The organism is Pleurocapsa sp. CCALA 161, assembly GCF_003003995.1.
Taxonomy (GTDB): Bacteria; Cyanobacteriota; Cyanobacteriia; order Cyanobacteriales; family Xenococcaceae; genus Waterburya.
The window spans coordinates 1-15,615 of the sequence record NZ_PVWF01000058.1 but is presented as its reverse complement, the minus strand read 5'-3'; the positions used below and the strand labels follow the sequence as shown (position 1 = coordinate 15,615).

General features: G+C 42.2%; 12 protein-coding genes and 2 pseudogenes. 8 read left to right on the top strand and 6 right to left on the bottom strand.

Annotated features, from left to right (window positions below; translation table 11 throughout):
- Window positions 1–88 precede the first annotated feature (88 nt).
- The 4 genes from C7B62_RS14575 to C7B62_RS14560 all read right to left on the bottom strand — a co-directional run bounded on the left by C7B62_RS14575 (window position 89) and on the right by C7B62_RS14560 (window position 5,335).
- On the bottom strand, window positions 89–943 hold the full coding sequence (locus C7B62_RS14575) for a type 1 glutamine amidotransferase domain-containing protein (RefSeq protein WP_106237714.1): 855 nt from the start codon (window positions 941–943) through the stop codon (window positions 89–91).
- 209 nt (window positions 944–1,152) lie between these two features.
- Complete coding sequence (locus C7B62_RS14570) at window positions 1,153–1,878, bottom strand: DJ-1/PfpI family protein (RefSeq protein WP_106237710.1); 726 nt, start codon at window positions 1,876–1,878, stop codon at window positions 1,153–1,155.
- A 30-nt stretch (window positions 1,879–1,908) separates the two neighbouring features.
- Window positions 1,909–3,912, bottom strand: coding sequence for an AGE family epimerase/isomerase (locus tag C7B62_RS14565; RefSeq protein ID WP_106237706.1), 2,004 nt, complete (start codon window positions 3,910–3,912; stop codon window positions 1,909–1,911).
- A gap of 460 nt (window positions 3,913–4,372) precedes the next feature.
- On the bottom strand, window positions 4,373–5,335 hold the full coding sequence (locus C7B62_RS14560) for an AraC family transcriptional regulator (RefSeq protein ID WP_106237701.1): 963 nt from the start codon (window positions 5,333–5,335) through the stop codon (window positions 4,373–4,375).
- Between the two features lie 526 nt (window positions 5,336–5,861).
- On the opposite strand from C7B62_RS14560, the gene C7B62_RS14555 reads away from it, so the two are divergent.
- The 4 genes from C7B62_RS14555 (at window position 5,862) to lysS (ending at window position 10,632) form a co-directional block, all read left to right on the top strand.
- Window positions 5,862–6,854 (top strand): metal ABC transporter substrate-binding protein, encoded by a 993-nt coding sequence (locus tag C7B62_RS14555; RefSeq protein ID WP_106237690.1) that lies wholly within the window; start codon window positions 5,862–5,864, stop codon window positions 6,852–6,854.
- A gap of 122 nt (window positions 6,855–6,976) precedes the next feature.
- Entirely contained in the window at window positions 6,977–7,759 is a 783-nt protein-coding gene (locus C7B62_RS14550) for a metal ABC transporter ATP-binding protein (protein ID WP_106237688.1), read from the top strand.
- Window positions 7,760–7,767: 8 nt separating this feature from the next.
- Window positions 7,768–8,667, top strand: coding sequence for a metal ABC transporter permease (locus C7B62_RS14545; RefSeq protein ID WP_233219975.1), 900 nt, complete (start codon window positions 7,768–7,770; stop codon window positions 8,665–8,667).
- Window positions 8,668–8,910: 243 nt separating this feature from the next.
- Window positions 8,911–10,632 carry a lysine--tRNA ligase gene (gene lysS, locus C7B62_RS14540; RefSeq protein WP_106237679.1) on the top strand — a complete coding sequence of 574 codons (1,722 nt, stop codon included), beginning with the start codon at window positions 8,911–8,913 and terminating at the stop codon, window positions 10,630–10,632.
- Window positions 10,633–10,974: 342 nt separating this feature from the next.
- Here the strand turns inward: lysS and C7B62_RS14535 are convergent.
- Window positions 10,975–11,322: pseudogene (locus C7B62_RS14535) on the bottom strand (acetate kinase); the annotation flags it as partial.
- Between the two features lie 236 nt (window positions 11,323–11,558).
- Here C7B62_RS14535 and C7B62_RS14530 point away from each other — a divergent pair.
- The 4 genes and pseudogenes from C7B62_RS14530 to C7B62_RS14515 form a co-directional block, all read left to right on the top strand.
- Window positions 11,559–11,753, top strand: a complete 195-nt coding sequence (locus C7B62_RS14530) for a heavy-metal-associated domain-containing protein (protein ID WP_106237670.1) — start codon at window positions 11,559–11,561, stop codon at window positions 11,751–11,753.
- A gap of 42 nt (window positions 11,754–11,795) precedes the next feature.
- The gene (locus C7B62_RS14525; protein ID WP_106237667.1) at window positions 11,796–14,105 is read left to right on the top strand and encodes a heavy metal translocating P-type ATPase; all 2,310 of its coding nucleotides are present in this window, start codon (window positions 11,796–11,798) and stop codon (window positions 14,103–14,105) included.
- A gap of 254 nt (window positions 14,106–14,359) precedes the next feature.
- Entirely contained in the window at window positions 14,360–14,845 is a 486-nt protein-coding gene (locus C7B62_RS14520) for a cupredoxin domain-containing protein (RefSeq protein WP_106237767.1), read from the top strand.
- Between the two features lie 17 nt (window positions 14,846–14,862).
- Window positions 14,863–14,982, top strand: a pseudogene (locus tag C7B62_RS14515) (MerR family DNA-binding transcriptional regulator); the annotation flags it as partial.
- A gap of 70 nt (window positions 14,983–15,052) precedes the next feature.
- On the opposite strand, the gene C7B62_RS14510 reads toward C7B62_RS14515, so the two are convergent.
- A partial coding sequence (locus C7B62_RS14510) for a precorrin-8X methylmutase (protein ID WP_199194205.1) occupies window positions 15,053–15,615 on the bottom strand: 563 nt, incomplete at its 5' end.

Sequence of the window (15,615 nt, the reverse complement as noted above, 5' to 3'; positions counted from 1 at the left end):
AGTTTTCTACCTACTACCTACTACCTACTACCTACTACCTACTACCTACTACCTAATCTCAACCCATCAATTCAAACTTGACGATCTACTACCAGCCGTATCTGGTTAAACCTTGCTCTAAGACTTCTACTACTTTTTGACCCGTAGCATAAGAGTCAGGGGTGGAGCGACCTGTAATGAAGGGGTAATCGACAATTACTGAGACTTCATGCCCAACATTGCCATGGAATTGTCCTTCAGGGCCTGTAGCATCCCGCAGGATGTACTCTAATGGATAGAATGGAGGGCCAAAGTTAATATTACCTAGGCTAGGATCGACGTTAGTTCCCATAAATCCCGTACCGTCTTTATAGTCATATTCCAAACAATGACCTGTAACGTGCTTGCCCCGAATAATACTTTGGCGATCGCCAAGATCGCGAGCAAAGGCAAGACAAGGAACTCCATAACATTCGGCAGCAATGGGTTTATCCATTTGGTAGAAGTTGAGAATCAAGTCATGGACTCTCTGGTTGTTGACTAGATCGACCATGGGGCCACTACCGCCAACGATTAACATGGAATCGTATTGGCTTAGTTCTTCGTCTCGGATTTCTTGAAGTGTGCGATAGTATGCTTCCATTTCCCGCAGGAATTTAGCAGAACTCCAGTAAGGTCTTTCGGGCAACCAGTCTCTTAAACTTTTGGGATTATTTAAGCGGGGGTTACTAGGGTCATCAATTGCTCTGACTTTCTCTGCCATTTCTTGCGAAACCACAGGACGACCTAAAGGCGGATCGACAAAGGTGGCATCCATACTGACACCGATGGCAACTGGTCTTTTACCTGTTGGCGTGGCAAAATCAACTTGATATCCAGCAGCATCGAAGGTTTCCAAGGGCCCAATTAATTCTTCGCCCCAATAACCCCATTCTGATAGTACGATTAAAATCTTTTTAGTCATTGGTAATATCTCCTAGTTCCAATAAATCAAACTTGTATTTTTTCTACTTTTGTTGGTTGGCATCTGCTGTTTGCAGTAAAGACAAAACCAGTAAATATCTGTTCTGTTGATATGGCGGAGTAACTTAGTCGAACAACAAAGACAGTAGTTACTTGCTCGATTAAAGATACATAAATCAGTTTTCGTCACAACATTACGAGTAAAACTATTTACTCCTTTAGTAAAAACTGCAATTTTTCTGCCTCTGTTTGTCTTAGCGATCGCTCGTAAGACAGCAGCGATCCGCCTTTTTCTTGGAGGACAATTTGGTGAGCGATCGCATCGATAAAGGCAATCACATCGCCTCCTGAGTGTCCTGTAACCATATCTCCATCAACGACAATATTTCGTGGGTCGTTTAGCTCAGAATTAGGCGGAGGTGGCAGGTAAATTGCCCCTGCATTGACAATATCTGCGAGGACAACTTCATGACAGATAACTCGCCGTCCTTTGAGTAGTTCTGGCATCGGGGTGAGAATCCACAATCCATGACAGAGAAAACCTTTGACGATTTTGGGATTTGCCATTGCCTCTGCAAAAAACTGTACCGCTGGTGCTGTTCGAGTTTGCTCTGGGGAGATGGGATAACCATCGGGTGGCTGGAAGTAACGCAGACGTACACTGGTGTAGTTAGCTGCCATGATGACTGCCGCATATTCATTGAGATCCACATTTTGAAAGTCAATGTTGACGTCGATGTATTCGGGAACTTCTCCTTCTACTTCATCGATATCGGAGACAAAGCGCGCAGTTGGATTGTCCCACAACCGAGACATTAAATGTACTGTCGCTCCCAGTTCGGGGAAGCGTGTTTGATATGTTTTAATTTCTTCAGGAATAAATTCAGTCTCGACGAGTACAGCGATTTTCTTACCTGCTAAGATTTGGGTAGCCATTTTTCTCTCCTAAACATTCAAAGACTTCAGCTATAAAGGCTTCAGTTCTACAACAATTTCTGCTTCTGAACCCAGTTGAAATTCTTTTTCGCTCAAAGTAATGCGGAAATTATCAGGATCGAATGAGTCCCGTTCACCGCCATCAATGTTGATGCGGTTGACTTGCAAACTATTGGGTCTGACAAAATCAGGTAAGACATTTAGCGATCGCTGGCGACAATTTTTATTCGGTTTGAAATACAGGCAGAAGGGTTGCTTCGTCACGTAAGAGCTAATATAAATATGAGCCAAATAATTTAGCTCGAAGGCATGATAGCCTGAGATGGCATGACCGCCTTTGTTGCCATAGCTACCTTCAATTACGGGCATTCCACTTTCGGTAACGCGGAAAAAGATTCCTTTGCTGTCTTGGTCGAGAAAGAATAAATTCCAAAAAGCTGCTGTCTCTTGAGCGAGTCGCAAATACTCTTGCTTTTGTTCTTTACTTTCATTACTGCAACCATGCAAAATTAAGTAGGCGAGGAGAGCTTGTTCTTGTTGCCAAAAGTCTTTGGTATTGCTCCAAGGAAATTCGATGGGGAAACCGTTATCAGGATTTCGTTCTAAGGTATCGAATATACCGCCTCGAAACAGATCTACACCAAGATCTGCCATGGTAGTGCCTAATTTATCTGCCAGCTTCATCAGATCGTCGGCTAATTTTTTCGCTCGCGCTGCCTCGAGGCAGTCCTCGGTTGCAATTTTGTCAGCCGAAAAGTAATAATAATTGGCAACACGAGTCAAGTTCCAGGCAATCTTGAGGTTGTGTCCGACTACAGCACGATTTCTTTGCCAACGCCAATCATGGTCGGGTTTCCAGTTGCGCAAAAATCGTTCGTTTACAAATGGCACATTCTCGTCAGGATCGGGAAACTGCTCGATAATAATTGTGCTGGTGGTACGGAGGATTTTTTTGCAGGTTTCTAAAAACTTTTGCATCTCTTCGTAATTGCCATCAGTGATGGGCAAAGGTTCGAGTGCAATCATGACATTAACTAGATAAGCTGGAATATGATCCCCAATAGAATTCCAGTTTTTCCTCCCTTGGTTATCACCCAAAGCCTCGCTATCCCAGCTTAAGGTTGCATAATCGAGGTGAGAAAAGTAATCCCCAAAAGCATCCTTGCCATACTTCGATTCAAAATCGAGATAGAAATCGTTAAAGGTGCGAATTGTGCGCAGGATATCATCGAGGACTTCCCAATCGAGGGTAATGCGATAGTATTGAGCGAGTCCAGCCAACGCATATATTTGTTCGTAAAGGGGAATTGTGCCGCGATCGTCGTCATTTTGAGAAGTCATGTATAGTTGATAGCTATACTCGGTTCTGCGCTTACCAGATGCCCAAAAGCAATGTTTGCCATCGCTGGTTAAAGAGCGAAAAGTTTCTCGTTGATATTGAACTCCTGCACGAGCAGCTGAGAGATAACTTTCAGAACCAGTTAGTAAGTAAGCTGAAGATAATCCGTAGATCAACCTAGATAGAGTCGAACTTTCCTGAAGATTATCATCTGTGCGTAGACCAACAATATTTAAGTTGGTCTGATAGAGTCGGAAATCATCAATTTCGTAGGTGACTTTATTCGGGAATAAAAAGCCGAGCCAAGTGTCGGATAGTCGAGCAATTTGGGTCAGCCACCAGTGAGTCTGCTCGAACAGGAATTCCCCGTCAAATGTTTGCAATAGATGAACGTTGAGCGCATCAAGGCGACGATTTTCACCATCTTCTAAATAAACCCCTTCAACTGCGACCAAGCGATCGCTATGAATATATTTTTTGACTAATTGTGACGGATTCTGCGTAAAATCTTCAGGATTTGGATAGCGATCGCGATCGATACCATCCAAATTTTGCATGGACTGAAATCGGGTTTCTCTGGCAACATGAATTAATAATTCATCGCCACTACGGCATTTGATACTAAAGGCAGAATCCTGCTCTTTAATCTCAGTCACATAACCCATCAATGTCGTACTTTGAGTAAATTGTCTCATGGATTTGATTTGGTTAGATACTTCTCTACTTATCATCAAACTTTTGACTAATTGCCTATTTAAGCTATGCAAAAATATGTTGAACTTAATTTTGAATTTATAAGTCCATTAACAATTAATTGGGATAATAAAAATGCCATTAAAGCAATTTTTTTTCTAAAGTTTTAGAAAATTTATTGACTTGTTCAATCAGAATTGTTTGTTTTTTTTAGTCTAAGAAACTTGTCTTTCGAGTACAAGGGAAAATCTTTCGATTTAATCGGTTATTTTTTCGGCGTTATTTGTAGAGCCTTGGTTTTTAATTAACTATCAAGCAAAAAATGATATTTTAGTGATTAATTAAACATTACTCACTAAGAATTTAGTTTGTTCAATTATTTTTTTGAGAGCAATCTCTCAAATTTTCAAAGTTATTACATTTTCTATATTAAGGAAAGTTAATAGGTTGAAAATGTCCCGCTCAGTTGCGATATAGAAGCCTCCAAGCTTTAGGAGTTGTACCGTTAAGCCGACGAAATAGACGAATAAAATAGCTTGGATCAAAATAGCCTACTGACTCGGCAATTTGATTTACAGAGTGATCGGTTTCTAGTAGCAGGCGGCGTGCTTCTGCCATGCGACGCTCGACGATCCAGCTTCCTACAGTCTTTCCAGTTTCTCGCCGAATAAGATCGGTTAGGTAAGCAGGAGAAAGGTTAACTTCCTTGGCGACTTCTTGTAAACTAATAGAATTACAAAAATTGGTCGCGATGAAACACAACACTTTTTCCACTACTGGAGAACCTCTCCTAGTTACTCGCTGAGTAGAAGATTTGGTTAACTGGGGCGATCGCAGTTCAGTGAATCTAGAGGTTTCAATGAGTAATAGCATCAACAGCGCACGTGCTGCTTCTATAAAACTAAGTTCTTGATTACCAAGTTCGTTTTTTAACTGTTCAAAGAGTGCTAACCATCGCGATCGCTCTTTCTCAGGAATGGAAAAGTGTTTAATGTTAGGGTTATTGACTGGCAGAAACGACTCCATTACTGGATTAGGGAGCATTAAAAATATATTGGCATCAGTGTATGCTGGATTAAGCGCTTCGGCTTCAAAACCAACAATCCATTTAGTAGCGCAATCAAGACCACTCGGATCGTGAACCTCACCAGGAGCGATTAAGAAAAGATCGCCAGATTTAGCCCAAACCTTCTGATCGCCAACCAAGTGCCAGCCTTCACCCTCTTCAATGAAAAACAGTTCAAAAAACGAATGTGCATGAGGACGTGAAGATTGATTATCCAAACAGCCTGTGGAGTGAAATACTGTCATCTTAGGAGCGCGATCAAGGGATGGAGTGGATGAGGACAGTATTCGTAGTGGAGGCGAACCGCAATTAGCGGAAGGCATTGCAGTATCTGTCTCTAACATAATAGGGTCTTTCATTATTTTTCTCCTTAAGTTCTGAATTTAGAAAGCGATCGAGAATAACTAGAGAATTTTGAAGATTCAGGTACTAAAAGCGAAGCTTATCCTTTAGGACAAGGGTACAATGTGTTTTAGCACTAGCTTCGCGATCGCGAAACCCAACATTGAGTTGCAATTTGCCTTTTTTATACAGCCTATTTTTTAAGAAAAAGCTTGAATAGTTTGATAATTCTCCTGGTTTTTTGTAAAATTCACCTACTTTTATAATAGTTTTACTTTTAATCTCTTAATCTCATAAAACTCATAGAAAAACTCATGAAAAAATATGTAATTATTAGCTGGCTATGTCTATTAAGTATTTTTTATCTTAAGTTGTCTTAGTTTAATGACTAGACATTCTCCAATCCTCAAATAGTTCGTGGGGATACATGCTGATGCTCTTTTAATGAGAACAGCGATCGCCCATAATCGCGATTAGCTCAATTATGAGAAAATTATGAAACAAAAGTGATATAATTATGAAATCAGGTTCACTTATTTTTCTATGGCGAAAATTACTTTGAGGCGATGCATTATCTTATTCTTTAGCATAGCGTTAGGGATGTGGATCGCTGGCTGTAATCGAGCCGAGAAAAATTCGTCAACAGCTACATCAAAGACAACGGCAACTGACGTTGCTGCTGACTCATCAGCAGACACCGAAGGTAAAAAGAAAGTCCTCACCACCTTTACTGTCCTGGCTGACATTGCTCAAAATGTGGCAGGGGACAAGCTGAATGTAGAATCGATTACTCGCGTTGGCGCGGAAATTCACGGCTACGAACCTACACCTAGCGATATAGTAAAAGCCCAGAATGCCGACCTAATTCTTTACAACGGTATGGGTTTAGAACGTTGGTTTGAGCAATTTTTAGGTAATGCGGAGGATGTCCCCTCAGCGTTGTTGACAGAGGGACTTGAGCCGATTGCTATTGCTGAAGGCTCTTACGCTAATCAACCTAACCCTCATGCCTGGATGTCGCCTCGCAATGGTCTAGTTTACGTGGAAAATATTCGTCAAGCTTTTGTGCAACTAGATCCAGCCAATGCCGATACGTATAACGCCAATGCTAAGGCCTATAGCCAGAAGCTAAAAGCTATTGATGAGGAACTACAAACGGACTTGCAGCAAGTAGACCCAAAGCAACGCTATTTAGTAAGCTGCGAAGGAGCATTTTCTTATCTCGCTCGCGACTACGGGCTGAAAGAAATTTATATGTGGCCGATTAATGCCGAACAGCAGTTTACTCCCAAGCAGGTACAGAAAGTAATTGAATCCGTGCAAGCAAACGATGTGCCGACTATTTTTTGTGAAAGCACCGTCAACGATGAAGGGCAAAAACAGGTTGCTCAAAACACAGGGGCAAGGTTCGGGGGCAACCTCTATGTAGATTCCTTGTCTACAGAATCAGGATCAGTTCCCACCTATTTAGATTTACTTGAATATGATGCCCGCACTATTACTAATGGTTTACTGGCGGGTAGCAAAAGTCAGTAATTTCGCATCTGTCAGTCTGAAGAATTAGAACCAAATCAAGATTTAATTTTTAAGTTTTTCGACTTCAATGTTTAATTAACTGCTCAATTCACCTTTCTATTCAAAACCAGGGAAAACCGATTATGCCAAATGCAACCCAAACTCTTGATATCACTGTCCATAACCTCAGCGTTACCTATAGCAATGCTAAACTCGCTCTTTATAACGCTAACTGCACTATAGAACCAGGCAGCATTACTGCTTTAGTAGGACCAAACGGCAGTGGCAAATCTACCTTATTTAAATCCATCATGGGATTTTTAAAACCCAGCCAGGGACAAATTCGCGTTGCTGGTCTGACCGTGCAAAAAGCTCAAAAAAACCAGTTAATGGCGTATGTACCTCAGTCGGATGAAGTGGACTGGAATTTTCCTGTGAGCGTATTTGAGGTAGTCATGATGGGACGCTACGGCTATATGAACCTACTGCGTATTCCTAGTGCCAAAGATCGTCGGCTAGTCATGGAAAGTTTAGAACGAGTGGGCATGATTGATTTTCGTCACCATCAAATCGGCGAACTGTCTGGAGGTCAGAAAAAAAGAGCATTTTTGGCACGTGCTTTGGCTCAAGAAGGGAAAGTAATTTTACTGGATGAACCATTTACGGGTGTGGATATTAAAACAGAAAAACGAATTATCGATCTGCTGATCCAGCTACGAGATGAAGGACATACCATTTTAGTATCCACCCATGATTTAGCTTCTATTTCTACGTTTTGCGATCGCACAATTCTTCTTAACCAAACCATTCTTGCTGCTGGAACAACTGAAGAAACCTTTACCGAAGAAAACTTAACCATGACCTTCGGTGGTTTACCAGTCACAAGCTTACGCCAAATGTTCCAGACATCCGAGGTAGATGCATGAGTAATTTAATGGCGAATTTTCCCCTGGTAGACTGGCTGATTGAACCCTTGCAGTATGGGTTTTTAGTTCAGGCTATCTGGGTTAGTGCCTTTGTTGGTTTAGTGTGCGCAGTGCTTTCTTGTTATATTACCCTCAAGGGCTGGTCACTAATGGGAGATGCGGTTTCCCATGCGGTTGTGCCTGGAGTGGTAGTTGCTTATGCCCTAAATATACCCTTTGCGATCGGTGCGTTTGTCTTTGGATTTGGGGCTACAGTGGCGATTGGCTATATTAAATCAAAAACTCGCCTTAAAGAAGATGCCGTTATTGGAGTAGTGTTTACAGGCTTTTTTGCTTTTGGTTTGGTGCTGGTTACTAAAATTCCCAGTAATATCGATCTATTTCATATTCTGTTTGGTAACGTACTAGGTATATCCCCACAGGACATCATTCAAACTTTAATCGCAGGTACAATCACTCTAATGGTGATTTTGATTCGACGCAAAGACCTACTATTATTTTGTTTTGACCCCAATCACGCTCAAGCTATTGGTCTTAATACGCAATTTATGTATTATACACTGCTTTCGGTGCTGGCCCTTACCATCGTCACCGCACTGCAAACCGCAGGTATTATTCTTGTTATTGCCATGCTGGTAACCCCAGGATCGACAGCTTACCTGTTAAGCGATCGTTTTGACCGTATGTTAGGAATTTCTATTGCCACGAGTGTATTTTCTTGTGTTGGGGGGACTTATCTGAGCTACCATTTTGATGTATCTACAGGTGGAGCGATCGTGGTACTTTTGACGATGTTGTTCATGGTAGCAATGGTCTTTGCACCCAAATATGGCATCTTGGCTCAAAATTCTCATCAGCAATTAGTGCCAGTTGAAAATCAAGCCGAAGACAATGGAATTGCGGGTTGAGTAATTTCTGTACCTGTAATAAATTTCAGCAACGCTCAAGTGGTAGCCCTCAGATACGTTATAATTCAATCTGTTTGTACCAAAGCAGCATCTTTAACCTGTAAGTATGAGTAGCAAATTTTACTTACGGTTAAAAAACGAGCCGTCGAAATCCTGGAGATTTTTTCTTTAAGAAATTAAGCGCTTGACGATCGCGCAAATGACAGATCAACTTAATCTCGATTTATTTAAATTTTAGTAGTAATGGCAGCAGATAATTCCCAACATAAGCCTCAGAGTGGTTCTAACTTAGACGAAATTCGCGCTACCAGAATCGAAAAGGTAGCCCAGATTAAGGAGTTGGGCTTAAATCCCTATGCTTATAAATGGGAATCGAGTCATCATGCTGCTGAGTTACAAGAAAAATATGTCGATTTAGCTGCGGGAGAGGAAGTAGCAGATCGAGTAGCGATCGCTGGTAGAATTATGGCGCGTCGCGTCTTTGGTAAGCTGGCGTTTTTTGAACTCCAGGATGAGACAGGAAAAATTCAGCTTTATCTAGAGAAAAAAAATATTAACAACACTATGTCAGAATTAGTGGGGGCATTTAATCACCTCAAAAAGCTTTCTGACACAGGAGATATTTTAGGTGTTAAAGGCACGCTTAAACGGACGGAAAAGGGTGAACTTTCAGTTTACGTCAGCGAGTTTCAAATTCTGACTAAATCTTTATTGCCTTTGCCTGATAAATGGCACGGTTTAACCGATACCGAAAAACGCTATCGTCAGCGTTATGTAGATCTGATTGTTAATCCCCAGGTAAGACAGACTTTTCGCCTGCGCGCCAAAATTACCGCAGCGATTCGTCGTTATTTAGAAACCAGAGACTTTTTAGAAATTGAAACTCCAGTTTTGCAAAGCGAAGCAGGTGGTGCTGAAGCTCGTCCTTTTATTACCTATCACAACACTTTGGAGATGGATTTGTATCTCCGCATTGCCACTGAGTTACATCTGAAAAGACTGATCGTCGGTGGGTTTGAGCGAGTATTTGAACTGGGCAGAATCTTCCGCAACGAAGGAGTTTCGACGCGCCATAATCCAGAGTTTACTTCCATTGAAGTGTATCAAGCCTATGCTGACTATCACGACATGATGGCGTTGACAGAAACTATGATTAGCGACGTAGCCCAGGAAGTTTTAGACACAACTAAAGTTACCTACCAAGGAGAGGAAATAGATTTAACTCCCCCCTGGCGCAGAATAACCATGCACGAAATTGTTCAAGATACGACTGGGGTTGACTTTACTCAGTTTACTGACTTCGAGTCGGCGAAAACCGCAGCCCAAGCAGCAGGTATCGAAGTTCCCGCAGACTGTCAAACTATTGGTAAATTGCTTAACGAGGCTTTTGAACAGAAAGTAGAGAACACTTTGATCCAGCCGACTTTTATTATCGACTATCCCGTAGAAATCTCGCCCCTAGCAAAACCCCACCGCGACAAACCAGGATTAGTTGAAAGGTTTGAACTATTTATGGTGGGTAGAGAAACCGCTAATAGCTTCTCAGAGTTAACCGATCCTCTAGATCAACGAGCTAGACTTGAGGCTCAAGCAGCCAAAAAAGCAGCAGGAGACTTAGAAGCTAACGACATTGATGAAGACTTTTTAGCAGCCTTAGAATACGGAATGCCTCCTACTGCTGGCTTAGGCATCGGTATAGATCGTCTAGTCATGCTGTTAACTGACTCTCCTAGCATCCGCGATGTCATTGCTTTCCCACTACTGAAAAATCAAAGTACGGCAATTAAAGACTTTGACTACGATGCCGACAAACAAACTCTGCGAGTTGTCTTTGGTAACGGTAGCGTCTATAAATATGCTCAAGTGCCTGAACAGATCTATAAAGAATTGAAAGAAACTGGTTCTGTGGGACAGTACTTTAATTTACAAATCCGAGACAAGTTTGGCTTCGATCGCGAAGTGTAATTAGCTAGCGGTCACTAATTTCCTTTCACTAATGACAAGGGACAAGATCGAATTAATCTACAGCGATCGCCACATCTTAAGCTTTAATTAAAGCTTAAGCCTTTTTACTTTCTGCTGATGGTTTAGTAATTACAGAAACAACCTCTACTCTGGAGCTATTTCTAAAGTTATTTCAGCTTGTTTTAAATGGCAAAGTATTATTTGATTCTGAAAAAGGGATTAATTTACCATCACGCGATCGCCATTGTGGTTTTTTGTTTCAAAATTACGCCCTGTTTCCCCTCCATTTAAACCATAACGTTGAATCCCTCTTTTAAACCATTCATAGGGTAGGGGATAAACTTTAGCAGGTTTGGGTATTTGACGGTGAAAAGCAGTGTCGAATACGGCTATTTGAGTGATATTAGGAAGAATTTGAGCGATCGCATTTATCCCTTCGAGATGAGCAGGATTATGATTAGGAGCAAGGGGAATTAAATCAGCGATCGCATTTTTAACTTCAGATGTAATTATCGTCGGCTGGGAATATTCCGCACCTCCATGAACTACCCGATGACCAACGACATCTATTTGCTCTAGGTTATCTAAAACTTTAGTTGACCCTTGGACAAGAGTATTTAGCATTATTTCTAAAGCCTGGTTGCGGTTATCTAATTCAGTCTGTTGTTTAACGCCATTACTTTTAACCATCAAGCTGCCAAAATCTGAAGCAATCCAATCGACTTGTTGAGTTCACCTTTTTAGTAGCAATTGTTATTTAAAACATACTACAGATTGATCTCAAGTTTTTGCAACAGAATCAATTAGGGAGTTTAGCCTAGATATAAAACAACATAGATTTTTAATTTTTCTTTTTTACCCTCTTGACTCTCTAGTTGACTAAAGACTTCATAATAAAAGTAATCGATCTTCATAGGGTAGAAATGATGACATTACAACTTAAAGTTCCCAACATGGCTTGTTCGGCTTGTGGAGATACCATTACCAAAGCAATTAAAACAATCGATCCAGCCGCAACCGTACAAACCGATTCCAAGACTAAGCTTGTCGAAGTTGACACACAAGCATCAGAAGCTGAGATCTCGCAAGCGATTACAGAGGCAGGTTATACCGTTGCCTGAAGAATGCTTGGCATTATTTAAAACCAAGTCAGGAGATATGAAGTGGAAAATACTAATCTAAAACTGCGAGGCATGAGTTGTGCTTCTTGTGCCAGGAATATCGAAGATTCAATTCGCTCGGTTCCAGGCGTAAACGAATGTAACGTCAATTTTGGTGCCGAACAAGCCAGCGTTACTTATGACTCTAGGATAACTGATGTAGCAGCGATACAGGATGCCGTCGATGCAGCAGGATATTCTGCCGTCCCCATGCAAGAGGATATACTTGCTCCAGAAGATGATACCGAAAGACGAGAACGTCAAGTCGAAAATCGCCAACTGACTCGCAAGGTATGGGTTAGCGGAATTGTTAGTGCCATTCTAGTTATTGGTTCGCTGCCGATGATGACAGGATTGCCCATTCCTTTTATTCCTGCATGGATGCACAATTCCTGGCTGCAATTAGTACTGACTGCACCCGTACTATTTTGGTGTGGATCGTCCTTCTTTATTAATGCTGGGAAAGCCCTAAAACGCCATACAGCAACAATGGATACCCTAGTAGCGATCGGCACGGGTACGGCTTACCTCTATTCCCTTTTTCCCACCTTTTTTCCGCAGTGGTTTATCGCGCAGGGACTTACACCTGATGTCTACTTTGAAGCAGCATCAGTAATTATTGCCCTTATTTTGCTGGGAAGATTATTAGAAAATCGAGCCAAAGGACAAACTTCAGAAGCAATTCGTAAGCTGATGGGTTTAGGTGCGAAAACAGCACGGGTGATTCGTGGCGATCGCGAGGTCGATATTCCCATCGCTGAGGTAGTTTTAGGAGATATCATTTTGGTACGCCCAGGCGAAAAGATTCCCGTCGATGGTGAGATCGTTGAAGGTGCTTCCACCATTGATGAAGCGATGGTTACGGGTGAAAGCATTCCTGTGAAAAAGCATCCTGGCAATGAAGTTATTGGTGCGACGATTAATAGAACTGGTAGCTTTAAATTCAGAGCAACCAGAGTCGGTAAAGATACTTTCTTAGCGCAGATTGTCAAACTGGTGCAGCAAGCACAAGGCTCAAAAGCACCGATACAACGTTTAGCCGATCGCGTGACGGGATGGTTTGTACCTGCTGTGATTGCCATTGCGATCGCTACTTTTATCCTCTGGTACAACATCATGGGGAATGTAACGATGGCTTTGATTACCACAGTCGGCGTATTAATTATTGCCTGTCCCTGTGCGCTTGGTTTGGCAACCCCAACTTCAATTATGGTAGGAACAGGGAAAGGGGCAGAAAATGGCATCCTGATTAAAGGCGCAGAAAGTTTAGAAATGGCGCACAAGTTAAAAGCGATCGTCCTCGATAAAACGGGAACGATTACCCAAGGTAAACCGACTGTGACTGATTTTGTAACTGTCAATGGTATTGCCAACAGCAACGAGCTAAATTTATTACGTCTGGCTGCATCTGTAGAGAGAAATTCCGAACACCCTCTAGCCGAGGCGGTGGTTAATTACGCTCGATCGCAAAGAGTAGAGTTAAATGAAGCAAGAGAATTTGAAGCGAACGCAGGTAGTGGTGTTCAAGGGTATGTATCCGATCAATGGGTACAAATCGGCACTCATCGTTGGATGAACGAGTTAGGGATCGATACCAGTAACTTACAAAAAGATTGGGAGCGATTGGAAGATCTCGGGAAAACTGTTATTTGGATTGCCGTAGAGCGGAAAATTGAAGCCATTATGGGCATTGCTGATGCGGTAAAACCTTCTTCTGTTAATGCCATTCGAGCTTTGCAGAAAATGGGCTTGGAAGTGGTGATGTTAACTGGAGACAATCGCCGCACCGCAGAAGTGATCGCTCGTGAAGTGAGAATTAAACGAGTCTTTGCCGAAGTTCGTCCTGAACAGAAAGCAGCTACTGTAGAGCAAATTCAATCGGAAGGTGAGGGGCTGTGGTCGGAGGAGACCTCCGACTCCGACCTTTATACGCCCCGTAAAATAGTAGCAATGGTAGGGGATGGCATTAACGACGCACCTGCTCTAGCACAAGCCGACGTAGGAATAGCAATTGGCACGGGAACGGATGTTGCGATCGCTGCTAGCGATATTACCTTGATTTCAGGAGATTTACAGGGAATTGTAACAGCAATTCAACTTAGTCGCGCTACTATTCGTAATATCCGTCAAAATCTTTTCTTTGCTTTTATTTACAATGTGGCTGGAATTCCCATCGCAGCAGGAATCCTCTATCCCTTCTTTGGTTGGTTGCTGAGTCCCATTATTGCAGGTGCAGCGATGGCGTTTAGTTCTGTGTCAGTGGTGACAAATGCACTGCGTTTGCGTAATTTTAAGCCAAAAATACTTGGTTAGAGGAATATCGATATGAAGACAATCATCTTTTTTGGAACATTAGTAGGATTTGGGTTTCTGGTTGGAGTAATTTCGGGAGCGATTGTATAGGAGGTTTGACAATGGTAAATAAGAAAGCGATCACGCGAAATCAAGTACGCGAAGCGAATGACTATGCCTACGGCAGCTACGCAAACGCCACGCCTGAGTCCGTAGGACTTGCTCCGCAAACGGCGATTACCCGAAGGGTACGCTACGGGATCGTAAGTTTGGGAATGGTGTTGGGAATTGCTTCAGGTAATGCAGTCGCCCAAATGCCTCACAACATGAATGAAATGCAACCATCGCAAAGGGAGCAAACAGGACAGTTTCAACCCATAGAACAGCCGTTAAGCAATAAGATTATCGTTACGGTTGGTGGATTGGGATTAATTGGTTTAGAACTTTGGTGGTTCTTATTGAGTAAACCTAAATCGGCAAAAGCGATCGCTACTGAAGGCATTCAAGAGATTACTGTCACCGTTGATGGCGGTTACGAACCCAGTCAGATTGTAGTTCAAGCAGGTCAAAAAGTACGGCTAAACTTTAATCGTAAAGATGCTAGTAGTTGTCTTGAGGAAGTTCGTTTTCCCGACTTTCATATCGCTCAAACATTACCTCTAAATCAAGTTACACCAATTGAGTTTACACCCGAAAAAGCTGGCAAATACGAGTTTACTTGCGGGATGAATATGTTTCAAGGAGCGATCGAGGTTTTATAGCAATTAGGAGATTTATTATGTTAACTCAAGAAAAACTAAAACTAATTGGTGCGATCGCATCTGAAAGTGGTATTCCCATTAGAACCATTCGCTATTACGATGATTTGGGTTTACTCAAGACTAATGGTAGAACCGATTATTGAACGAGCGGAAGTTATTTAAATAAAAAAGGTTTTGGAAGTATTAAGGCGATCGCACTAACCGCTACTAGCTCTCATTTAAATAACAATGACAATCTGGCTTTTCTATCAACGAATCCGCCAAAGCATTTAATGCCACTGCTGCTAATAATCCTCCTCCTAGGGAACCTTGTATAGTCAGATAAGGAACGCCCGATCGCATCAATCTACGTTTGGCAATAGGAGCATGACTGAAACCAACGGGCATCCCAATAACTAAAGCAGGTTGCAGTTGACCGCTCTCGATTAACTCGCAGGCAAACATCAAAACAGAGGGAGCAAAACCGATCGCCAAGATAGCACCTTTTGGAACTTGCTGAAGTCGTTCTTGCCATTGAGGTTGCTGCCAAAATGCTTGTTCGGCTTCTACGGCGCTGGTAATGTGAGGATCGTCTATTAAAGTTGTTGTAGAACATCCCAAACCCACCAATCTAGTTTGATCGAAGGAGTTAACTACGGCTGGTACGTCTCCAACTACCCCAGAGCCTGCTTGTAAGGCATGACGAGCTGCTGCGATCGCTCCTTTGCTCCTCTGCACGAACTGCACCAAACTAACGTCACCAGAAGCTAGAACGAGTTTAGAGAGAAGAT